Below are 19620 nucleotides of genomic sequence, written 5' to 3' on the forward strand. Positions count from 1 at the left end.
GAGGAGCTTCAAGCTAATGAAAACCCCTAGATTCCTACTTCCGGCTGCCACCGCCGGTGTCCTGGCCCTGACCCTCACCGCCTGCGGCGGGGGAGGTGGCGGCGGAACCACGGGAGGCGGCAGCGACGCCGAAGCAAACCTCGAGGGCCGCGGCCCCATTACGTATGTCCAGGGCAAGGACAACAGCAACGTGGTCCGTCCCCTGCTCGACAAGTGGAATGCTGCGCACCCCGATGAGCAGGTGACGTTCAAGGAGCAGACTGACCAGGCAGACCAGCAGCACGATGACCTGGTCCAGAACTTCCAGGCCAAGAACGAAAACTACGACGTCGTCAGTGTTGACGTTGTCTGGACTGCAGAATTTGCCGCCCGCGGGTGGCTGCAGCCGCTCGAAGGCAACATGGCCATCGAGACGGACGGCATGCTTGAGCCCACCATCGAGGCAGGCTCGTACCAGGACAAGCTGTACACCGCGCCTGTTTCCTCCGACGGCGGCATCCTCTACTACCGCAAGGACCTGGTTCCCGAAGCTCCCAAGACCTGGGACGAGATGATGGGCATGTGCTCCATCGCCAAGGAAAACAACATCGGCTGCTACGCCGGCCAGTTCAAGCAGTACGAAGGCCTGACGGTTAACGCATCAGAGGCCATCAACTCCGCGGGCGGCTCCGTGCTCGGCGACGACGGCAAGCCCAACCTGACCACTCCCGAGGCCGAGGAAGGCCTGAACAACCTGGTTGACGCCTTCAAGAACGGGAACATCCCGGCCGAAGCCATCACCTACCAGGAAGAGGAAAGCCGCCGCGCGTTCCAGGAAGGCAAGCTGCTCTTCCTGCGCAACTGGCCTTACGTCTACAACCTGGCCACCACTGAAGGTTCCTCCCAGGTGAAGGACGTGCTGGGCATGGCTGCACTTCCCGGCAAGGATGGCCCGGGTGCGTCCTCGCTCGGCGGACACAATGCCGCCATCAGTGTCTACTCCAAGAACAAGGCCACGGCCCTGGACTTCGTGAAGTTCCTGATCGAGGAAGAGCAGCAGAAGTTCTTCGCCACCCAGGGTTCGCTGGCTCCCGTCCTTGGTGACCTCTACGAAGACCAGGAACTCGTTGCCAAGCTGCCGTACCTGCCGGTCCTGAAGACCTCCATCGAGAACGCCGTGCCCCGCCCGGTCACCCCGTTCTACCCGGCGGTCACCCAGGCCATCCAGGAGAACTCCTACGCTGCCTTGAAGGGCGAGAAGTCCGCTGAACAGGCCTTGGCCGATATGCAGAAGTCCATCGAGTCCGCCGGCGCAGGATCGTAGCTCCATCATGGCAACCGAATTGGGCCCGACGCCGGTAAAAGGGCCGGCGTCGGGCGGGACCCCGGTCCACCACGGACCCAAGGGCGTAGGGGAAGACAACAAGATCCTCAGCCAGGGCAAGTGGGCCACTTGGCTTCTTGCACCGACCATCATTGCTCTGGGCATTGTGATCGTCTACCCGATCATCAGTGCCATCGTCATGTCGTTCCAGAAGGACGCCGGGCTTGATCCGGCGACAGGGCTCTTCACCGCCGGCGGTCCCGCCGGCATCCAGAACTACGTGAACTGGCTGGGGCAGCAGTGTGCCGCCCCCGGCGGCGGTACCGTCGCCTGCCCGCCCGGCACGCTGGGCGGCCAGTTCTGGTCAGCCACCGGAACAACCTTCCTCTTCACCGTCATCACTGTCACCTTTGAAACAATCCTTGGTTTCTGGATGGCCATGATCATGGCGCGCACCTTCAAGGGCCGCGGACTCGTCCGGGCAGCAGTGCTGGTTCCGTGGGCCATCCCCACCGCCGTCACCGCCCAGCTGTGGCTCTTCATCTTCGCCTTCGAGGGCATCGCCAACAAGCTGTTCAACGCCTCCATCCTGTGGACCGGCAGCGAGTGGCCGGCCAAGTGGGCCGTGATCATCGCGGACACCTGGAAGACCACGCCGTTCATGGCGCTGCTGATCCTTGCTGGCCTGCAGATGATTCCGGCGGACGTCTACGAGGCTGCCAAGGTGGATGGTGCCACTGCGTGGCAGCGCTTCCGGCTCATCACGCTTCCGCTGGTGAAGCCAGCGCTGATGGTCGCCATCCTGTTCCGCACCCTGGACGCCCTCCGTATGTTCGACCTTCCGTACATCCTCACCGGCGGTGCCAACAACACCACCACGCTGTCCATCCTGGTGATCAACCAGATCAGGCAAGGGTTCAATTCAGCGGCCGCCTTGTCCACCATCACATTCATCATCATCTTCCTGGTCGCATTCATCTTCGTCCGGTTCCTTGGTGCGAACGTCGTGGAGCAAAGCGGAGCCACCGGTAAGGGGAAGAAATGACAACCACAACTGCCTCCACGGAACTGCGGGCACGGCAGGACAAAGGCCGCAAGGCCGCCCAGAACCGGGAAAAATGGGCGCAGGCACGCACGTACATCAGCGCCGTCGTCATCCTGATCTGGTGCCTTGCGCCGGCTTACTGGATGGTGGTGACGGCGTTCCGCGAGGTGGGCTTTACCTACGACACCTCGCTGCTGCCCACCCACGTGACCCTGGACAACTTCGCCACTGCCTTCGACACCTCGTTCGGCAACCGGTTCGGCCAGGCACTGATCAACAGCGTCTTCATCGGCGTGACGGTTACGGCCATCTCGCTCCTGATCGGCGTCTTCGCCGCGTACGCACTGGCGCGCTTGAACTTCCGGTTCAAGTTCCTGGTGCTGGGCTTCATCCTGGGTGCCTCCATGTTCCCCGGCGTTGCCTTGATCACCCCGCTGTTCCAGCTGTTCACCAACATCGGCTGGATGGGAACGTACCAGGCGCTGATCATCCCGAACATCTCCTTCGTCCTGCCGCTGACCGTCTACACGCTGACGTCCTTCTTCCGCGAAATGCCGTGGGAGCTGGAGGAATCAGCCCGTGTCGACGGCTGCACGCAGGGCCAGGCGTTCCGGAAAGTGATCATGCCCCTGGCAGCTCCGGCGATCTTCACCACGGCAATCCTGGCGTTCATTTCCTCCTGGAACGAGTTCCTGATCGCCAGCCAGTTGTCCAATGACGCCACGCAGCCGGTCACGGTTGCCATCGCCAGCTTCGCCGGTGCCCAGCCCAACCAGATCCCCTACACGGCCATTATGGCCGCGGGCACGATCGTCACCATTCCGCTCGTAATCCTGGTGCTCGTCTTCCAGCGCAAGATCGTGGCCGGCCTTACGGCAGGTGCGGTCAAGTGACGGGTGACGCTTCCCGCTCCCGCCCCACGGGGGCGGGAAGCGATCGCCGTCGGGCCAGGTCCGGCGAGGATTTTGACATCATTATCGGGTTCCTCGGCTTCTGGGCCCTGGTCCTGTTCGTGGTCACCCTCTGGATGGAGGTGACGGCCCAGCCCGCACTTGGCTGGGCGTTGGGCCTGCTGGCAACGCTGCTGGCGCTGTACGGCATGGTACGGCTGCGGCGGCGCCTGCCGGACCGGAGGTAGCACTCCCGGCGGTTCGGACGCGGGGGCTGCCTCCCCCCAGGCAGGTAACACTGCGACGCAAGGCGGTGCCCGAATACCATTGCAGGGGGCATCGCACAGAAGCAGGGCGCATGCCTGCAGGGAGTACATGAGGGGACACCGTGGCACGCACAAGTGAAAGGTCTCAACGGGGCGGCCACAGCGGGGTCAGCATCGAAGACGTAGCGGCCGCAGCAGGGGTGTCCACCGCCACCGTGTCCCGGGCGGTCCGGGGACTGCCCCGGGTGTCACCGGCAACGCGGCAAAAGATCCTCGACGTCGCAGGGGACCTGGGTTATGTGGCCTCCAGCTCCGCCTCGGGCCTTGCCACCGGCCGGACCAAGACCATCGGGGTGCTGGCGCCTTTCGTGAGCCGGTGGTTCTTTTCCAAAGCCATTGAAGGCGCGGACCGGGAACTGCACGCCCGCAACTACAACCTATCGCTGTTCAACCTGGGCGGGCACGGCAGCAACCGGGAACGGCTCTTCAGCAAGACCATGGTCTACAAGCAGATCGATGCGCTGCTGGTCCTGTGTATGGCGCTGACCCACGAGGAACTCGAGCACCTGCAGAAAATCGACATTCCCCTGGTGGTGGTCGGCGGCCACGTCGAGGAATGCGCCTACATCGGGATAGACGACTATGCGGCAGCCTCCACGGCCGTCCGCCACCTGATCGACCTGGGCCACCGTGACATTGCGCTGCTGCACGGCGACGACGAGACGGACCTGAACTTCGACGTTCCCCGCGTCCGCATCCTGGCGTTCAAGGACGTGATGACGGCGGCGGGGCTTCCCACCCGGCCTGAATGGGACGAATGGGGCGACTTCACGGTCCGCAGCGGACAGGCCGCTTTCCGCCGGCTCTGGTCCAAACCCGGTGCCAAGCCCACCGCCATCTTCTGTGCCTCGGACGAGATGGCCATGGGCGTGATCTTCGAAGCCTCCCGCCTCGGGGTCCGGGTGCCGGAAGACCTGTCCGTCGTGGGAATCGACAACCATGACTTTGCTGAGGCCGTGGGCCTGACAACGGTGGGCCAGCGGCCCGACGAACAGGCCGAGCTGGCCACCAAGATGCTCCTTGATGAACTGGACGGGCAGGTTGGATCGGTCCAGTCCGCCGTCGCGCCCCATGAACTGATTGTCAGAAGGACGACGGCGCCGCCACAGTCCTAGGTGCATCCATCCGCGGTTGCAGCTTCAGGAGGCGCGCGCCAGCTGCCGGATGGGAATCCAGCGGGACGCCAGGCGTCGGTAGGCTGCAGCAGCGCCGGTCATGTCGCCCTCCGCGAGGCACTCGATGCCCAGCCTGATGTCCATGGGGGATTCGTCCGGGTACACCTTGTCCGCCACTGCTCCGTAATCGAGCTCCACCATCGAGTCCACGTGGAACATCTCAAGCCACTCGGTGAGCTGGGCAAGATCGTCCAGCATGTCCAGGTCCGGCGCCGCCAGCGCCAGGTTGGCCACCGCGTAGCGGGCACGCTCCAAGGCCTCGGTGATGGGCGCCCACACCCGCACCGTAACGATCCGCCCCCCGGACTCCACAACGTCCTTGTGGTCCGACTCCATGAACAGCGAGAACCAGCTGAACGGGATTCCCCACGTGGATGCCCGGGTGTGCACGCGGGTTGAGCCGTCGCGGGCCTTTACCTGGTCAATCCGTTCCTGGTGCTTGTCCCGCTGTTCCTCGGGGATCAGCAGTTCCGCCAGCGGGCCGTGGATGCCCTCCATCAGTGCGTTGGCGGCCAGGCCGGCGCGCAGCACCAGCTGGCTGGGGCAGTACAGCAGCACAGGCTCGGCGCCGGCTCCGTCAGCGGATGGTTCGCTGTCACTCCCTGCGACAGGTGCCGGGGCGGTGGTGACGCGCACCAGGTCTGTGCGTCCGGTGGGGAAGGGGTCGCCTCCGGAGCGCGTGATGCGCCCCAGGGAGGCAAGCAGTTCGGCGTTTTCGACGGCGGCGCGGGAGGCGGCACGCGCCCCTGCCTCCTGGATCGCCTTGCGTTGCTCTTCGGGGAAGGCCTCCAGCGGTTCGTAGACGCGCAGGGTTGACGAGAATGGCAGGCCGGCCTGGCCCCGGTAGAGGTTTCCGGTCACGACGGCCTCCTTGCGTGGGTCCAGGTCGCAGTCATCAGTCCGCCAGTTCCACCAGCACGGGTGCGTGGTCCGAAGCGCCCTTGCCTTTACGCTCCTCGCGGTCGATCGAAGCGCCGGTGACGCGCGCTGCCAATGCCTGTGAGGCCAGCACGAAGTCGATCCGCATGCCTTCCTTCTTGGGGAAGCGCAGCTGGGTGTAGTCCCAGTAGGTGTAGACGCCCGGTCCCGGTGTGTAGGGACGCACCACGTCGGTGAAGCCTGCCGACTCGAAGGCGTGGAAGGCGGCGCGCTCCGGCGGGCTGACGTGCGTGTACCGGTTGTTGACGAAGAGGTCGATGTCCCACACGTCCTCGTCGAAGGGCGCTATGTTCCAGTCACCCATCAGGGCCACCTGGGCACCCGGGTCCTGCGTGACGAGCTCCTGGGCGTGGGTCTTCAGGCTCTCCAGCCACTTGAGTTTGTAGGGCATGTGTTCGTCGTCCAGGGAACGGCCGTTGGGGACGTAGAGGCTCCAGATGCGGATTCCGGCGCAGGTTGCTGCCATGGCGCGGGCCTCCTGGACCGGGTCCTTGCCCGCCTTGCCGAAGGAGGGCTGGTCCAGGAACGTCCGCTCAACGTCCTCCAGCCCCACGCGGGAGGCGATGGCAACTCCGTTCCACTGGTTTACGCCGAAGTGGGCCACCTCGTAGCCCATGCGCTCAAAGAGTTCCCACGGGAAGTTGTCGTCCTTGCATTTGGTCTCCTGGATGGCCAGGACGTCGCAGTCGCTGCGCTGAAGCCAGGCCTCAACGCGGTCGGCGCGGGCACGGAGCGAGTTCACATTCCAGGTAGCTATCTTCACAGTTCCTAACCTACCTTGAGCGCCGGAAATGCGGACCCGGAAGTGCCGCCGAAACGGGGCACAACGGCGCGGACACACCGCCGCACGCAGCTCCCTTCGGCCGGGCCAGGTCCCAATGTGCCCCGGCACGGCGAAGCCTGCCATGTGGCTGGGACAGCGGAACAGGGACGGAGCGGGGCCCGGTGGAAGTTAGTAGGAAGTCCGAGTATATTCGCAACCAGAAATGACCTGGATCACATGCGAAGGAGCGTGCAGTCATGGTCCGTGAACTCTCCCACTACATCAACGGCCAGCATGCGGCAGGCCTGTCGGGCCGCTTTGGCGACGTCTTCGACCCGTGCGCCGGCCAGGTCCAGGCGCGCGTGCCGCTTGCCGGCCGGGATGAGGTGCAGAACGCTGTTGCCGTCGCGGAGAAGGCGCAGGTGGAGTGGGCGGCCATGAACCCCCAGCGCCGGGGGAGGATCCTGCTTCGGTTTGTGGACCTGGTCAACCGGGACCTGGACGCGCTCGCCCGGTTGCTGTCCTCCGAACACGGGAAGACACTCGCCGACTCGAAAGGCGACATCCAGCGGGGCCTGGAGGTGGTGGAGTTCGCCGCCGGGGCGCCGCACCTGCTCAAGGGAGAGTTCTCCAGCGACGCCGGACCGGGGATAGACATCCACTCGCTGCGCCAGCCGCTGGGTGTCGTCGCCGGCATCACCCCGTTCAACTTTCCGGCCATGATCCCGTTGTGGAAGTCCGGCCCTGCCCTGGCCGCAGGCAACGCCTTCATCCTGAAACCCTCCGAACGGGACCCCTCGGTACCGCTGCGCCTGGCCGGGCTGTATACCGAAGCGGGCGTCCCGGACGGGGTGTTCAACGTGGTCAATGGCGACAAGGAGGCCGTGGACGCGTTGCTGGAGGATCCGCGCGTCAAGGCGGTGGGCTTTGTGGGTTCCACCCCGATTGCCCACTACATCTATGCCACGGCCGCCGCCCACGGAAAGCGGGCCCAGTGCTTCGGCGGGGCCAAGAACCACATGGTGGTCATGCCCGACGCCGACCTGGACCAGGCGGCGGACGCCCTCATCGGCGCCGGCTACGGCTCCGCCGGGGAGCGCTGCATGGCCATCTCCGTTGCCGTACCCGTGGGGCAGGAAACGGCGGACCGGCTGGTGGCCAAACTCCAGGACCGCGTCGCAGCCCTCAAGGTGGGCCACAGCCTTGACCAGGCGTCCGACTTTGGCCCGGTGGTGTCGGCCGATGCCAGGGAACGCATCGAGGGCTACATCCAGGCGGGGGCTGACTCCGGAGCCACGCTCCTGGCGGACGGCCGGGGACTCAGTGTGCCGGGCCATGAGGACGGCTTCTGGGTAGGCCCCACCCTTTTCGACCACGTCACCACGGACATGGCGATCTACCGCAACGAGATCTTCGGTCCTGTCCTGTGCGTGGTCCGGGCGGCAGACTACGACGAAGCGCTCGAGCTCTGCACCAGGAACGAGTTCGGCAACGGCGTGGCCATCTTCACCCGGGACGGTGACGCCGCCCGCGATTTCGCCACCCGCGTGGACGTGGGCATGGTGGGGATCAACGTCCCCATCCCCGTGCCCATCGCCTACTACACGTTCGGGGGCTGGAAGGCGTCGGGATTCGGCGATTTGAACCAGCACGGTGCGGACGCTTTCCGCTTCTATACCAAGACCAAAACGGTGACCACGCGGTGGCCCTCGGGAATAAGGCACGGAGCCAGCTTCGTGATGCCGGAAGGAAGTTGATGACGCACAGCGCACCGCAGGGCACGGCTGATACAGGGGTTTCAGTGGACAGCCGGGAGGTGCTGTTCGAGCGCCGCGGCCGGCTGGGCGTCATTACCCTCAACAGGCCCAGGGCGGTCAACGCGCTCACGGCCGGCATGGTGGGGCAACTTTTGGAGCAGCTCACCGCCTGGGCGGACGACGACGGCGTTGCCACGGTGCTGGTGCAGGGCGCCGGAGACCGGGGCCTTTGCGCCGGCGGCGACATTGTGGCCATCTACCGGGACATGCTGGAGGGCGGGGAACGGACCGCCCGTTTTTGGGCAACCGAGTACCGGGTCAACTCCCTGATCGCCCGTTATCCCAAACCTTACGTGGCACTGATGGACGGGCTGGTGCTGGGCGGCGGCGTCGGCATATCCGCCCACGGGTCCGTGCGGGTGGTCACCGAACGCACCCGCACGGGGATGCCGGAAACCACCATCGGCTTCGCGCCCGACGTCGGCGGGACGTTCCTGCTGTCCCGCGCCCCCGGTGAAACCGGAACCCACGCAGGCCTGACCGGCGCACACCTGGACGGAGCGGATGCGCTGTACCTCGGCCTGGCCAGCCACTTCGTCCCGTCGGAAAAGCTGCCCGCCCTGGTGGCGGCGCTGGAACACGAAACAGCGGAAGCCGCCGTCGGGCGTTACAGCACGGAAGCGCCGCCCTCGGCGCTGCAGGGACAGCGGGACTGGATTGACGCCTGCTACTCCGCGGATGACGCCGGGGACATCGTCCGGCGCCTGCGGGGCTACGAGGGCGTGGGCAGCGACGAGGCCGCTCAGGCGGCAGACGCCATCGAGGCGAAATCGCCCACGTCGGTGAAGGTCACGCTGGCCGCCCTGCGCCGCGCGAAAGGCCACACCCTCGATGAGGCCCTGGCGCAGGAGTACCGGACGGGCCTGCGGTTCCTGGAAGCGCCGGATTTCCGGGAGGGCATCCGGGCGCAGGTTGTGGACAAGGACCGAAACCCCCGCTGGAACCCGGCCACCCTGGCGGACGTGGCGCCGGAGCAGGTGGAGCGCTTTTTTGAGCCCCTGGGGAGCCGGGAACTGGACCTTCGGGGCGTGGACCCGCAGCTAAAGGAGCCTGACCATGACTGAAAAATACACTGTCGCCTTCCTGGGCCTCGGCCACATGGGCGGTCCGATGGCTGTGAACCTGGTCAAGGCAGGCTATTCCGTGGCCGGCTTCGATGTGGTGCCGGCAGCCCTCGAAGCCGCCACAGCCAGCGGCGTCCCGGTCGCGGCGGGCGCTGTTGAAGCCGTCTCCGGGGCTGACGTGGTCCTCACCATGTTCCCCAGCGGCCGGCATGTCCTGGAGGCCTATCGCGGCCAGGCGGGGCAACCCGGACTGCTGGCGGCGGCGAAACCCGGGACCATGTTCCTGGACTGTTCCACCATCAACGTGGACGAGGCCAGGGAAGCAGCATCCCTCGCCATCGAGGCCGGCCACCGCTCCGTGGATGCCCCGGTCTCCGGCGGCGTAGTGGGGGCCGAAGCAGGCACCCTCACCTTCATGGTGGGCGGGGACGCCGCAGACTTTGAGGCGGTGCGGCCGCTGCTGGACGTGATGGGCAGGCGCGTTGTCCACTGCGGTGCCCATGGCGCAGGCCAGGCCGCGAAGATCTGCAACAACCTGATCCTGGGCGTCTCCATGATCGCCGTCAGCGAGGCGTTTGTCCTGGGGGAGAAGCTGGGCCTGAGCCACCAGGCGCTCTTCGATGTGGCCTCCGCGGCTTCTGGACAATGCTGGGCCCTCACCACCAACTGCCCGGTGCCCGGCCCCGTCCCCACCAGCCCGGCCAACCGTGACTACCAGCCGGGTTTCGCCGGGGCCCTGATGGCCAAGGACCTCTCATTGGCCGTCAACGCCCTCAACAGCACCGGGGTGGCTGCCCGGATGGGCCCGCTCGCCGCGGAAATCTACGGTACGTTTGCGGCAGGGGAGGGCGCGGGAAGGGACTTTTCCGGCATCATCACCGACATCCGCGACATGTCCGGCCGCCCGGCGGGCGGCGGACCAGAGAACTCAGCAGGCAGTGCGCCACAGAGCGCAGCGCAGGACGACGGGAGCCCGGAGTGACGGAATACGCGAACATCCTTGTGGAGCAGCGGGGCCGGGTGGGCCTGGTGACACTGAACCGCCCGCAGGCACTGAACGCCCTGAACAAAGCCACCATGGAGGAACTGGTGGCCGCGGTCAAGGCGATGGATGCCGACCCCGGGGTGGGGGCGGTTGTTATTACCGGCTCCGGCAAGGCCTTCGCGGCCGGCGCCGACATCAAGGAGATGGCGGCGCAGGGCTACATGGACATGTACGCCGCCGACTGGTTCCGCGGCTGGGAAGACTTCACCAGGCTGCGCATCCCTACCATTGCGGCCGTCTCGGGATTTGCCCTGGGCGGCGGCTGTGAACTTGCCATGATGTGCGATCTGGTCATCGCCGGAGACAACGCGAAGTTCGGGCAGCCGGAAATCAACCTGGGCGTCCTGCCCGGCATGGGCGGCTCACAGCGGCTGACCCGCGCCGTGGGCAAGGCCAAGGCCATGGACCTGATCCTTACGGGGCGGTTCATCGGGGCGGAGGAGGCCGACCGCTGCGGCCTGGTGTCCCGGGTGGTGCCCGCCGAGGACGTGGTGGACGAGGCTCTGAAGGCCGCCGACGTGATCGCCTCCAAGTCCAGGCCAGTGGCCATGGTTGCCAAGGAAGCCGTGAACGCCGCCTTCGAGACCGGGCTCGCCCAGGGGGTGCTGTTCGAGCGCCGGCTGTTCCACTCCCTCTTCGCCACCGAGGACCAGAAGGAAGGAATGGCGGCGTTCACGGAGAAGCGCCAGCCGGAGTTCAGGCACCGGTAGGGGCCAGCGCCCTCCGGTAGGCGTCGACGTCCGCTGCCAGCTCCTCCGCCATGAGGTGGTTGTTAATGACGACGGCGGTCCAGGCGGCAGCGGCCGCAGAGGCCAGCACCTGGGCCTTCAGGTCCGTGACATTGCCTGCCGCCCAGACACCGGGAACGGGCGTGCCGCCGTCGGCATCCGTTTCAAGGAAGGTTCCCGCTCCGGACGGATGTTCGGACGGGGCCAGGCCAAGGCCGGCAAAGGCTTCCAGCCGGGCATGGGCGCGCGGGCCCACCACCAGCGCCTCCACGGCAATCTCCGGACCTCCGGCCAGGGCGACTCCGCGCAGCCGGTCACGTTCAACCCGGACGGCTTCGGCAGCCCCGTCCACCACCCGGATCCCGCGCGCCGCCAGTTGCTCGGATTCGGCGTCGGACGGGGCAACCCTGTTGTTCAGGAACAGCGTAATGTTGCTGCTCCACTGCCGGAAGAGCAGGGCCTGGTGCACCGACCATGGGCCGTTCCCAAGGATGCCGATGGCCTGGTCCCGCACTTCCCAGCCGTGGCAGAACGGGCAGTGCAGCACGTCCCTGCCCCAGCGCTCACGCAGCCCATCGACCGCGGGCAGCTCGTCCGTGAGCCCGGTGGCAACCAGCAGGCGCCGGCCGCGCAGCTGCGTGCCGTCGTCGAGCGATATTTCGAAGCCCTGCGCCAGGCCGCCGGCGGCAGCCACGACCCTGCCGTTGACCACGGCAGCCCCGTAGCTCTCAGCCTCCGTGCGGGCGACAGCAAGGAGCTCACCAGGGCTGATCCCGTCGCGGGACAGGAAGCCGTGGACACCTGCGGCAGGGGCGTTGCGCGGTTCCCCGCCGTCCACCACGGCCACGGAACGGCGGCTGCGGCCCAGCATCTGGGCCGCACTCAGTCCGGCAGCGCCGCCGCCAACAATCAGGACGTCATGGAGTGTTTCGAAGTTTTCAGTCATGGCTCCAATGCTGCTGCGTTCCCGTCAGGACTGGCAAAGTATTTTGCCGGAATGGCAATATGGTGCCATGGATACAGGAGCAGAAAGCGGCAGGGAGTCGGGAACGGACGCTGTGCTTGCGGCGGTGGGGCCGCGCCTCAGGGCGCTCCGCCTGGCCCGGGACATCACCCTGTCAGCAGTGGCAGACGCCACCGGTATCTCGATGAGTACCCTCTCCAGGCTGGAGTCCGGCCAGCGCCGCCCCAACCTCGAGCTGCTGCTGCCCCTGGCGAGGGCCTATCACGTCCCGCTTGATGAACTGGTGGGTGCGCCCGCAACGGGAGATCCCCGGGTCCACCTGCGGCCCATCATGGCGCGGGGGATGACCATCATTCCGCTCACCCGGAAGCCGGGCGGCATCCAGGCCTACAAGCACATCCTGCCGGCCGGGCCGCTGGACCAGCCCAACCCGCAGGTACACGAAGGCTACGAATGGCTGTATGTCCTCAACGGAAAGCTCCGTATGGTGCTGGGCAGCCAGGACCTCGTTTTGGGCGCGGGGGAGGCCGCCGAGTTCGATACCCGCGTCCCGCACTGGTTCGGCCGGGCGGATGGAAAACCGGTTGAGTTCCTCAGCCTTTTCGGCACCCAGGGGGAGCGGATGCATGTCCGTTCCCGCCCGTCCTGAACCTGGTCCAGCTTTTTCCCAGCTGCGTAAGGTAGACAGGACGGGACGGCCGGAAGCAGATGGGGAGTTCTATGTGGGGAATGGCGGCAGGCGCTGGCGGCTCAACTGACAATTTGACCGGCCTGGTGGGCGTTGCTGCCCGGACCATAGAGCACATGGGTGAGTGGGGCGTCGGTGCTTTTACCCTCGCCGAAACGGTGGTTCCGCCTATCCCCAGCGAGGTGATCCTTCCCCTGGCCGGCTACCTCGCCAAACAGGGTTCCCTGCAGCTGATCCTCGTCTTTGTGACCAGTACCCTCGGGGCCTACCTCGGTGCCCTGTTGCTCTACTGGCTGGGCGCGAAGCTGGGCCTTCAACGTTCCATCCGCGGGCTGTCCAGGCTCCCCCTGGTGGACCAGGAGGACTTCGAGAAAGCGGCGGGATGGTTCCGCCGCCACGGCAGGTCCTCCATCTTTTTCGGCCGGCTGCTCCCCGGTGTCCGCAGCCTGATCTCCCTCCCGGCCGGAGCATCCGGGATGCCCCTGGCCACCTTCAGCGTGTACACCCTGGCGGGCAGCGGACTCTGGAACGGGGCCCTGATCGGCCTCGGGTACCTGCTGGGCACCCAATACCAGTTGATCGAGCAGTACTCCAGGTTCCTGAACTACGCGGTCTACGCCGCGCTGGGCGTGACGGTAGTCCTGCTCGTGGTGCGGCGGCTCAAGCGGGAAAAAGTCCGCCGCTGACGGGCCTATCCCGCAGGCCGCCCGTCATGCCCCTGGCCAGGCGTTACTCCTCGAAGTCGCCGGCGTTCCGGCGGAAGGATCCCAGGATGCGGATCAGGTGGTCCACGTCGCCGGGATCAAACCCCGGGGCGCTGAACACCTCGGCGTTGAGAGCCGCCGTCGAGCTCTTCGCCAGGGTGCGCCCCGCGGTGGTGAGCTCAATCAGCGTGGTCCTGCCGTCGGTGGGATGCGGGGACCGGTCCACCAGGCCTGCGCGTTCAAGCCGGTCCACGGCATTGGTGATGGACGTGGGGTGGACCTGGAGCAGTGCGCTCGCCTTGTTCATGGGCAAGGAGCCTTTCCTGGCGAAGCTCAGGAGTGCCAGGAGTTCATAGCGGGCAAACGTCAGCCCGAACGGTTTGAGCGTGGACTCGATCCTGGCCAGCAGGATCTGCTGCGTCCGCATGATGGCGGTGATGGCAGCCATGGGGGCCGCGACGTCCGCCCAGCCATGGTCCTCCCAGTTCCGCCGGGCTTCGGCAATGGGATCGCGGGACAGTGGGGTACCCATCGAACACCTTTCGTCCGAGTGATGCGCATCACTCTTTTATGAGCGATGTGAATATACTAGGACATCCAATGGTTGGGCGAAGCGGAGGTGGGTGCCGGTGGGTCCCGAAGGACGCGGCGAATCGCCCCCCTTTCCCGACGCCGACCTCATGTACGTCGTGGACCTCCTGGCAGGGCCTGAGCGGGAGCGGTACCTCCGCGTCCGTGAATTCCTGCAGGACCATGTGCGGGGGCAATCCATACCGTACTGGAACCGCGAAGAGTTCCCCTTCGGCCTTCTGGCGGAGATGGGCGTATACGGACTGGGTGCCCTCCAGGTGGATGGCAGTTCCGTCCTCCTCAAGGGCCTGATGTACGTGGAGCTGGCCAGGGCGGACGTGTCCCTCTCCGCCCTCACGGGCATCCACAATGAGCTGATCGTGGGAACCATCAAGGAGCTGGGATCCGAGGAACAGAAGCTCCGCTGGCTGCCGGGCCTTGAGGCGTTCACCAGCCTTGGCGCGTTCGCGCTGACTGAACCGGACCATGGGTCCGATATCTCCGGCGGACTCGAAACGTCAGCCAGGCTGGACGGCGCCGAATGGGTCCTCAACGGTGCCAAGCGCTGGATCGGGGCAGGCACCATCGCCGACTTCGCCCTGGTCTGGGCACGCGACGTGGAGGACCTGCAGGTCAAGGCCTTCCTGGTGGAGGCGGAACGGCCCGGCTACACGGCTGCAAAAATCTGCAACAAGATCGGCCTGCGGATCATGCAGAACGCGGACATCACGCTGAAGGACGTGCGGATTCCGGCGGCCAACCTGCTGCCCGGGGCCACATCCTTCGCCAAGGCCAACGACTTACTGCGGGACTCCCGGGCCTGGGTGGGCTGGCAGGCCGCCGGAATCCAGCTCGCCGCGTTCGACATAGCCCGCTCCTACTCACTGGCGCGCCGGCAGTTCGGCAAGGAGCTGGCACAGTTCCAGCTGGTCCAGCAGCAGCTTGCGGACATCCTGGGGAACGCCACGGCCTCACTCGCGCTGATGGTACAGCTGGCACGTATCCAGGAGGAGGGAAAGCTGGAGATGGCACAGGCAGCCCTGGCCAAAGCCACCACCACCAGGCTTGCCCGCGCGTCGGTGGCCATGGGCCGTTCCCTGCTGGGCGGCAACGGCATCAGTGCCGACTTCGAAATGGGCAAGCTGTTCGGCGATGCAGAAATCCTCTACACCTACGAAGGCAGCTACGAGATCAACTCCCTCATCGTGGGGAGGGCCCTAACCGGAAAGTCGGCGTTCGCCTAGAGGCGCTTCTCCGCATAAGCCAGCAGTGCATCCCGCACAAAGCCTGCTCCTTGCATGCCGCCATAATTGGCCGCGAACCGGGCATCGGCAACGTACATCTCCGCCAGGCCCACAACATACCCCTTGATGTCTCCGCCGTCCTCAGCGGCAGGGGTGCCGGGAATGGACGTCAGCCACTCAATGTGCCGCCGCGCCAGGTCCTGCGCTTCGGGACCGGCAGGGGAAAGCCCTGAACCTGCAGCGGCGATCCAGTCGCTGCCCAGCTTCGCAGCGCGGGACTTCCACTCCCGCTGTTCCGCCGCATCCATTCCACGCCACCAGGCGTCGCTTTTCGCATAGGAGTCCTTGCCCCAGCGCTCTTCCACCTCGTCCTTGTACTGCGTGTGGTCGAAACCGTCGAACATCTTTTCCGCCACCATGTCTCCTCCGCCTTTCACTGTTTCGATTGTTTGCCGGACGGATGCCATCTGCCGCGCGAGCCGCTCCTGTTCCTGCGCCAGCCATTCCAGGTGCCGGCCCAGGGCCTGGACGGGATCCGCCTGCTGCTGGAAGACCTCGGCAATAGCCGGCAGGCCAAGGCCAAGCTCCCGCAGCAGGAGGATCCGTTGCAGCTGCAGGAGGGCGTCGCCGTCGTAGTAGCGGTAGCCGTTGCTGCCCACCCGGCTGGGCTTCAGCAGGCCAATCTCGTGGTAATGCCGCAGTGTACGGCTTGTGGTGCCCGCCAGCCGTGCCACGTCCTGGATGGACCAGTCAGGGCCGGTCTTGGCATCCGTTGCTTCCATGGTTTGAGCGTAGGGGTTGACGCTGCGTCAAGGTCAAGCAGGCTTTTCCGGGAAACCCTGACCGCGCGGACGGCGGCGGCCGGACCGGTTCCTGGCCTGCGCAACGAGGCGGCTGAAGGCGAAAACAAAGACGGCCTCGATGGCCAGCATCAGACCCACGAGCACCCATTGCCCCCGGGCGGCGAAGACAATGCAGCCGGTCAGCGCCAGGACAGTTCCCAGGGCAAGGGTGTAAATGGCGAACCCCACCGCGACGCGCGCGCTGCGGACACCGGTCCGGAACCCGAAGCCCAGGGGTTCACCGCCAGGGTGCCCGGGAACGCGGTCGGGCACGGCCGGCCCCAGTTTGTCGAACTCTTCCCAAGGGTCCTGATCCTGTCCTGTCACTCTCCGATTGTCCCAAATTTCAGAACCCTAAGGGTGGTGGAGCGGCGGGCAGCAGCCGGGGAAGCAAAACAGCGGCCCCTCCAGCAAAATGCTGAAGAAGCCGCTGCAGGATACCGGGTTCCGCCGGCACAGCCGGCGGTCACCTAAACCTTAGAGCGGGCGGATGTTCTCCGCCTGCGGGCCCTTGGGGCCCTGGGTCACATCGAATTCAACCTTCTGGTTCTCATCGAGTGAGCGGTATCCGCTGCTGGCGATTGCCGAGTAGTGGGCGAAAACGTCAGCGGACCCGTCATCGGGGGCAATGAAGCCAAAACCCTTTTCGGCGTTGAACCATTTAACTGTGCCTGTTGCCATGGCTGCATTCCTTCGTGTGACTCTGATTCTCTCCCCGTGCCATCGGCCCGGAGTGCGAGGAGAACGTCCCCCGCAGTCCCCAACGTACGGGGCGCAGGCCGCGCTTGCAAGGGTTGTGCAACATTTGGCGAGGTCAGCGCATCCCTTCGCGGCGGATGGCGGTGGCAATCGCGGCCGCCCGGGTGTCCACCCCAAGCTTGGCGTAGATGTGGGCAAGATGCGTTTTCACCGTGGCTTCGGAGATAAAGAGGCGCCGGCCCAGTTCACGGTTGCCCAGACCTTCCGTCAGGAGGCTCAGCAGTTCGGCTTCGCGCGGAGTGAGGATTTCTTCAGGGTTGCGCAGCTGCTGGAACAGCCGCGATGCCACCGGCGGGCTCATGACGCTCTTGCCTTCGGCAGCACCACGGATCGCAGTAAAAATTTCTTCCGGCGTGGCATCCTTCAACAAATACCCCATGGCGCCGGCGTCCACGGCCCGCACAATATCGGCATCGGAGTCGTAGGTGGTGAAGACGAGGACCGCCTGGCCGCTGTTGCGCTCGCGGATCTTCCTGATCGCTTCGATCCCGTCCATTCCGCTGCCCATGGCGAGGTCCATGACCACCACGCCAGGGGAGTGCTCCCGCACCCGCTCGAGCGCTTCTTCCCCGGATGCTGCCTCTCCGATGACCTCCAGGTCGGGCTGCGTTCCCAGGAGGGCCCGCAGCCCGCTCCTCACTACGAGGTGGTCGTCCACCAGCAGGACGGTGATTGAGCTCATGCCGGTTCCCCCGAAGTGACCTGTATGGCGGAGGGCAGGGGCAACTGGGCGGCAACGATGGTCCCTTCCCCGGGCGAGCTTTCCACGGACAGGGTGCCGCCCAGCTGTTCCACCCGCTGGCGCATGGCCCTCAGCCCGTACCCTCCCGCGTCCGACGGCGGTGCTGCCGCCGCCGGATCGAAGCCGGTACCGTCGTCGTAAACGTCCAGGGTGACCCCCTCTGGAAGAAACCCCAGGGTCACGGTGGCGGCAGTGGCTGACGCATGTAGCTTGATGTTGGAGGCGGCGCTTTGCACGACACGGAGCAGGGCATGGCGGAGCTCCGGGGGCACGGGGCGCGGGTCCCCGGTGACCAGGAGCCTGGCCTCCGGGACATACTGCCTGGCCGCGAGGAGCAGGGCCTCGGACAGCGGAGACCCGTCCAGCCCCGGGGAGGCGAGCTCGTGCACCAGGCTGCGGGTCTCGGACAGATTGCCCCGCAGCAGTGCAGTGGCACGGCGGAGATCAGCCCGCGCCGCATCTCGTGGCCAGGCCCGCCCCGCGGCCTCGAGCAGGAGCAGGCTGCTGGCCAGTCCCTGGGTGACGGTGTCGTGGATTTCCCGGGAGACCCGTTCCCGCTCGGCAATGGTGCCCGCGCGGCGTTCGCTGGCTGCCAGCTGTTCCTGCGCCGCGGACACCTCGGCGTGCAGGCGGCGCTGCTCCTCGGCGTCGTGCTGGATCCGGTCATAGATGAGAGTCAGCATGGCGCCCACGGCCAGCGGGCCAAGAAGCATGGCGAGGTCCGTGCCGTTGCTCATCCGGAACAGTCCGGCCGCCGTGGCAGCGGCGGTGATTCCAGCGGCCGCGTACGAGGCGGCACCGGCCAAGGCGCTGCGGCTGAGGAAGAAGAGCGCAAACGAGCACCAGGCAAAGCTCGGAGCTGCAATCACCAGCACTGCCCAGACCGCCACCAGGGCGAACATCCAGGGCGCGCCTGGGCCTCCGCGCCAGCCGAGCACGGCCACGGCGGCATAGAGCAGGCTCGCTGCGGCTGCCAGGCCCAGGATCACCAGGTTGTCGGCCGGGCTGTGCCGCATCACGTAGCGGACCAGCGAGGCCACCAGCAGCACGGCGAAGCCCAGGTGCACCGCGGTTTCGATGCTGCCCAGGCCGGTGCGGGGTGCACTCCGCCGGGGTGTGGTTCCCGGGGCGGCAGCGGTGGCCGGGGCAGTGCCGGCGGCTCGGGTAGGCATGGGATGTCCCGTTCTGGCTGGTGGGAAACGCTACCTTCCATGCTATTGCCCCCGCCAATGCTGGTCTCTCAGCCATTTGGCTGATACGGCTGGCCATTGGGGGGAGGCCACTGCAGACGAAGGCCCGATGCCGGGTGCCGCCGCCCCCGGAAGGATTGGTGCGTACCCACCATGACCTCCAAGGAGACACTGTGAAGAAGTCGCACAAAGCCTTTGCCGCCGCCGCTGCCGGCGCCCTCGTCCTGACCGCAGGAGCGACGGCGGCAGCCAACGCCGGGACCAGCCCCGCTCCGGCAGCCGTCCCCGCCGTCGATGTCCAGCCTGCGCCCGAAACCGTGGTGCAGCAGAACCGCATCAGCGTTGGGGCATCGGCCACAGCAGTCAGCGCCGCCCTGGCCAGATGCCAGGCTGACAAGCTGCCCTTCGTCACCGTCGCTCTGGTGGACCGCTTCGGCACCGTCCAGGCGCTGCTCCGCGGTGACAACGCAGCCGAACACACCATCGAAGCGGCCAAGCAAAAGGCGTATACCGCTGCCGCTTTTGGCGCCCCCACCAGTGAACTGGCCAAGCGCATCAACGGCACCGGCCCTTCCATCGCCGACCTCCCCGGCACCCTGTTCCTGGCCGGCGGCGTCCCGCTGAAGGTTAACGGCGTCTCGGTGGCAGGCATCGGCGTCGGCGGTGCTCCGGACGGTGCGCTGGACGAAGCCTGCGCCACGGCAGGGGCGGATGCCGTCGCCGGAACTGCCAAGTAGGCTCCGCATATGAGGCGATTCCGGACTGCCGTGATGCTTGCCGCCGCGGGGTTGCTGCTCAGCGCCTGCGGCTCCGGTTCACCGG

22 protein-coding genes are annotated in these 19620 nt (G+C 66.4%); 13 read left to right on the plus strand and 9 right to left on the minus strand.

Annotated features, from left to right (window positions below; genetic code table 11):
• Positions 1–16: 16 nt before the first annotated feature.
• From HTS88_RS14225 to HTS88_RS14245, 5 genes are all read left to right on the plus strand, one after another.
• Positions 17–1303 (plus strand): ABC transporter substrate-binding protein, encoded by a 1287-nt coding sequence (locus HTS88_RS14225; protein WP_174179438.1) that lies wholly within the window; start codon positions 17–19, stop codon positions 1301–1303.
• 7 nt (positions 1304–1310) lie between these two features.
• Positions 1311–2348 (plus strand): carbohydrate ABC transporter permease, encoded by a 1038-nt coding sequence (locus tag HTS88_RS14230; RefSeq protein ID WP_174179440.1) that lies wholly within the window; start codon positions 1311–1313, stop codon positions 2346–2348.
• On the plus strand, positions 2345–3241 hold the full coding sequence (locus tag HTS88_RS14235) for a carbohydrate ABC transporter permease (protein ID WP_104188119.1): 897 nt from the start codon (positions 2345–2347) through the stop codon (positions 3239–3241). The genes HTS88_RS14230 and HTS88_RS14235 overlap by 4 nt, the downstream gene beginning before the upstream one ends.
• On the plus strand, positions 3238–3486 hold the full coding sequence (locus HTS88_RS14240) for a hypothetical protein (protein WP_174179442.1): 249 nt from the start codon (positions 3238–3240) through the stop codon (positions 3484–3486). Before HTS88_RS14235 ends, HTS88_RS14240 begins: the two co-directional genes overlap by 4 nt.
• Before the next feature lie 140 nt (positions 3487–3626).
• Positions 3627–4679, plus strand: a complete 1053-nt coding sequence (locus HTS88_RS14245) for a LacI family DNA-binding transcriptional regulator (RefSeq protein WP_174179444.1) — start codon at positions 3627–3629, stop codon at positions 4677–4679.
• 24 nt (positions 4680–4703) lie between these two features.
• Here HTS88_RS14245 and HTS88_RS14250 read toward each other — a convergent pair whose 3' ends face one another.
• Both HTS88_RS14250 and HTS88_RS14255 read right to left on the minus strand, forming a co-directional pair.
• Positions 4704–5600 carry a DUF8083 family protein gene (locus tag HTS88_RS14250; protein ID WP_174179446.1) on the minus strand — a complete coding sequence of 299 codons (897 nt, stop codon included), beginning with the start codon at positions 5598–5600 and terminating at the stop codon, positions 4704–4706.
• A 34-nt stretch (positions 5601–5634) separates the two neighbouring features.
• Positions 5635–6441, minus strand: a complete 807-nt coding sequence (locus HTS88_RS14255; protein ID WP_174179448.1) for an exodeoxyribonuclease III — start codon at positions 6439–6441, stop codon at positions 5635–5637.
• A 257-nt stretch (positions 6442–6698) separates the two neighbouring features.
• On the opposite strand from HTS88_RS14255, the gene HTS88_RS14260 reads away from it, so the two are divergent.
• Genes HTS88_RS14260 through HTS88_RS14275 form a run of 4 tightly spaced genes read left to right on the plus strand, consistent with a single transcriptional unit; the run spans position 6699 to position 11077 of the window.
• Positions 6699–8198: a CoA-acylating methylmalonate-semialdehyde dehydrogenase gene (locus HTS88_RS14260; RefSeq protein WP_174179450.1), complete on the plus strand. Its 1500-nt coding sequence runs from the start codon at positions 6699–6701 to the stop codon at positions 8196–8198.
• Positions 8198–9322, plus strand: coding sequence for an enoyl-CoA hydratase/isomerase family protein (locus HTS88_RS14265; RefSeq protein WP_174179452.1), 1125 nt, complete (start codon positions 8198–8200; stop codon positions 9320–9322). The genes HTS88_RS14260 and HTS88_RS14265 overlap by 1 nt, the downstream gene beginning before the upstream one ends.
• Entirely contained in the window at positions 9315–10304 is a 990-nt protein-coding gene (mmsB, locus tag HTS88_RS14270; RefSeq protein WP_174179458.1) for a 3-hydroxyisobutyrate dehydrogenase, read from the plus strand. The genes HTS88_RS14265 and mmsB overlap by 8 nt, the downstream gene beginning before the upstream one ends.
• Entirely contained in the window at positions 10301–11077 is a 777-nt protein-coding gene (locus HTS88_RS14275; RefSeq protein WP_174179459.1) for an enoyl-CoA hydratase, read from the plus strand. The genes mmsB and HTS88_RS14275 overlap by 4 nt, the downstream gene beginning before the upstream one ends.
• Here HTS88_RS14275 and HTS88_RS14280 read toward each other — a convergent pair.
• Positions 11064–12041, minus strand: a complete 978-nt coding sequence (locus tag HTS88_RS14280; protein ID WP_174179460.1) for an NAD(P)/FAD-dependent oxidoreductase — start codon at positions 12039–12041, stop codon at positions 11064–11066. The genes HTS88_RS14275 and HTS88_RS14280 overlap by 14 nt on opposite strands.
• A gap of 67 nt (positions 12042–12108) precedes the next feature.
• On the opposite strand from HTS88_RS14280, the gene HTS88_RS14285 reads away from it, so the two are divergent.
• Both HTS88_RS14285 and HTS88_RS14290 read left to right on the plus strand, forming a co-directional pair.
• Positions 12109–12708 carry a helix-turn-helix domain-containing protein gene (locus tag HTS88_RS14285; RefSeq protein WP_246256324.1) on the plus strand — a complete coding sequence of 200 codons (600 nt, stop codon included), beginning with the start codon at positions 12109–12111 and terminating at the stop codon, positions 12706–12708.
• Between the two features lie 71 nt (positions 12709–12779).
• A complete protein-coding gene (locus tag HTS88_RS14290; RefSeq protein ID WP_174179461.1) occupies positions 12780–13433 on the plus strand; it encodes a DedA family protein in 654 nt (217 codons plus the stop codon).
• Between the two features lie 43 nt (positions 13434–13476).
• Here the strand turns inward: HTS88_RS14290 and HTS88_RS14295 are convergent, their stop codons facing one another.
• The gene (locus HTS88_RS14295) at positions 13477–13983 is read right to left on the minus strand and encodes a MarR family winged helix-turn-helix transcriptional regulator (RefSeq protein ID WP_174179463.1); all 507 of its coding nucleotides are present in this window, start codon (positions 13981–13983) and stop codon (positions 13477–13479) included.
• Positions 13984–14131: 148 nt separating this feature from the next.
• Here HTS88_RS14295 and HTS88_RS14300 point away from each other — a divergent pair, with 148 nt between their 5' ends.
• Positions 14132–15265, plus strand: coding sequence for an acyl-CoA dehydrogenase family protein (locus HTS88_RS14300; RefSeq protein ID WP_174179488.1), 1134 nt, complete (start codon positions 14132–14134; stop codon positions 15263–15265).
• Here HTS88_RS14300 and HTS88_RS14305 read toward each other — a convergent pair.
• The 5 genes from HTS88_RS14305 to HTS88_RS14325 form a co-directional block, all read right to left on the minus strand.
• Positions 15262–16047 carry a MerR family transcriptional regulator gene (locus HTS88_RS14305; protein WP_174179465.1) on the minus strand — a complete coding sequence of 262 codons (786 nt, stop codon included), beginning with the start codon at positions 16045–16047 and terminating at the stop codon, positions 15262–15264. The two genes, HTS88_RS14300 and HTS88_RS14305, sit on opposite strands and share 4 nt — an antisense overlap.
• Before the next feature lie 33 nt (positions 16048–16080).
• Positions 16081–16434, minus strand: coding sequence for a hypothetical protein (locus HTS88_RS14310; protein ID WP_174179467.1), 354 nt, complete (start codon positions 16432–16434; stop codon positions 16081–16083).
• A 150-nt stretch (positions 16435–16584) separates the two neighbouring features.
• Positions 16585–16788, minus strand: coding sequence for a cold-shock protein (locus HTS88_RS14315; RefSeq protein ID WP_013599688.1), 204 nt, complete (start codon positions 16786–16788; stop codon positions 16585–16587).
• Positions 16789–16921: 133 nt separating this feature from the next.
• The gene (locus tag HTS88_RS14320) at positions 16922–17548 is read right to left on the minus strand and encodes a response regulator (protein WP_174179469.1); all 627 of its coding nucleotides are present in this window, start codon (positions 17546–17548) and stop codon (positions 16922–16924) included.
• Positions 17545–18780, minus strand: coding sequence for a sensor histidine kinase (locus tag HTS88_RS14325; RefSeq protein WP_174179470.1), 1236 nt, complete (start codon positions 18778–18780; stop codon positions 17545–17547). The genes HTS88_RS14320 and HTS88_RS14325 overlap by 4 nt, the downstream gene beginning before the upstream one ends.
• Before the next feature lie 191 nt (positions 18781–18971).
• On the opposite strand from HTS88_RS14325, the gene HTS88_RS14330 reads away from it, so the two are divergent.
• Entirely contained in the window at positions 18972–19535 is a 564-nt protein-coding gene (locus HTS88_RS14330; protein WP_174179472.1) for a GlcG/HbpS family heme-binding protein, read from the plus strand.
• The last annotated feature ends 85 nt before the right edge of the window (positions 19536–19620 follow it).

Origin of the sequence: Pseudarthrobacter oxydans (genome assembly GCF_013314975.1) — a bacterium.
Classification (GTDB): domain Bacteria; phylum Actinomycetota; class Actinomycetes; order Actinomycetales; family Micrococcaceae; genus Arthrobacter; species Arthrobacter oxydans.

What these genes read in the sequence shown, in the direction of transcription:
- HTS88_RS14225 (WP_174179438.1), top strand. Translation starts at nt 17, where the DNA reads ATGAAAACCCCTAGATTCCTACTTCCGGCTGCCACCGCCGGTGTCCTG.
- HTS88_RS14230 (WP_174179440.1), top strand. Translation starts at nt 1,311, where the DNA reads ATGGCAACCGAATTGGGCCCGACGCCGGTAAAAGGGCCGGCGTCGGGC.
- HTS88_RS14235 (WP_104188119.1), top strand. Translation starts at nt 2,345, where the DNA reads ATGACAACCACAACTGCCTCCACGGAACTGCGGGCACGGCAGGACAAA.
- HTS88_RS14260 (WP_174179450.1), top strand. Translation starts at nt 6,699, where the DNA reads ATGGTCCGTGAACTCTCCCACTACATCAACGGCCAGCATGCGGCAGGC.
- HTS88_RS14265 (WP_174179452.1), top strand. Translation starts at nt 8,198, where the DNA reads ATGACGCACAGCGCACCGCAGGGCACGGCTGATACAGGGGTTTCAGTG.
- mmsB (WP_174179458.1), top strand. Translation starts at nt 9,315, where the DNA reads ATGACTGAAAAATACACTGTCGCCTTCCTGGGCCTCGGCCACATGGGC.
- HTS88_RS14280 (WP_174179460.1), bottom strand. Translation starts at nt 12,041, where the DNA reads ATGACTGAAAACTTCGAAACACTCCATGACGTCCTGATTGTTGGCGGC.
- HTS88_RS14285 (WP_246256324.1), top strand. Translation starts at nt 12,109, where the DNA reads ATGGATACAGGAGCAGAAAGCGGCAGGGAGTCGGGAACGGACGCTGTG.
- HTS88_RS14290 (WP_174179461.1), top strand. Translation starts at nt 12,780, where the DNA reads ATGTGGGGAATGGCGGCAGGCGCTGGCGGCTCAACTGACAATTTGACC.
- HTS88_RS14295 (WP_174179463.1), bottom strand. Translation starts at nt 13,983, where the DNA reads ATGGGTACCCCACTGTCCCGCGATCCCATTGCCGAAGCCCGGCGGAAC.
- HTS88_RS14300 (WP_174179488.1), top strand. Translation starts at nt 14,132, where the DNA reads ATGTACGTCGTGGACCTCCTGGCAGGGCCTGAGCGGGAGCGGTACCTC.
- HTS88_RS14305 (WP_174179465.1), bottom strand. Translation starts at nt 16,047, where the DNA reads ATGGAAGCAACGGATGCCAAGACCGGCCCTGACTGGTCCATCCAGGAC.
- HTS88_RS14315 (WP_013599688.1), bottom strand. Translation starts at nt 16,788, where the DNA reads ATGGCAACAGGCACAGTTAAATGGTTCAACGCCGAAAAGGGTTTTGGC.
- HTS88_RS14320 (WP_174179469.1), bottom strand. Translation starts at nt 17,548, where the DNA reads ATGAGCTCAATCACCGTCCTGCTGGTGGACGACCACCTCGTAGTGAGG.
- HTS88_RS14325 (WP_174179470.1), bottom strand. Translation starts at nt 18,780, where the DNA reads ATGCCTACCCGAGCCGCCGGCACTGCCCCGGCCACCGCTGCCGCCCCG.